Below are 553 nucleotides of genomic sequence, written 5' to 3' on the forward strand. Positions count from 1 at the left end.
AGAATTTGTGGAGCTATTGTGTAACACCTTTGTGTAACAGGCACGCTTTTTGGACCGTCGAGAGGACGATTTGTTAGGATTTTCAGTGGTTTGTGGGAAAGTGGTGCCGCCTATAGGATTCGAACCTACGGCCCCCGCATTACGAATGCGATGCTCTACCAACTGAGCTAAGGCGGCATGGGGGTGGCAGATAGCGCTGACGGGGCGTTTGTTCAAGCGCCAATTGTGCCATAATGTCCGACACTGTGCGAATTATCGGGGTCTCCTTTACGACAATTTTACCATATCGCGGCACATTCCCTGGGGAAGCTGCTTTATCCGCCTTGCGCGGGTGGGGCTATGCAAGGGAAATGGGACCTTTATGGACAGTTTGCGCGGGATAGACAGTCACGTCACGCATCAGGGGGAGGGCGATTCGGATCGCACCTCGCATGATGCCCAAGACCACGGTCACGATCACGGCTTAGAACGGCCGCCGGAAATTGGCGTCAACGAACGCCGGATGCAAGTGCGCGCCTATAATTTCTGGACGCAGTTGCTGCGCAATGCGCCC

At 54.8% G+C, this 553-nt stretch carries 1 tRNA gene and 1 pseudogene; one reads left to right on the plus strand and one right to left on the minus strand.

From position 1 onward, the window contains the following. Nucleotides 1-101: 101 nt before the first annotated feature. A tRNA-Thr gene (locus ACK4S7_RS13200) sits at nt 102-177 on the minus strand. A 184-nt stretch (nt 178-361) separates the two neighbouring features. Between ACK4S7_RS13200 and ACK4S7_RS13205 the strand changes: the two are divergent. Then, nucleotides 362-553: pseudogene (locus tag ACK4S7_RS13205) on the plus strand (hypothetical protein); the annotation flags it as partial.

Origin of the sequence: Sphingorhabdus sp., assembly GCF_046292425.1 — a bacterium.
Taxonomy (GTDB): domain Bacteria; phylum Pseudomonadota; class Alphaproteobacteria; order Sphingomonadales; family Sphingomonadaceae; genus Sphingorhabdus_B.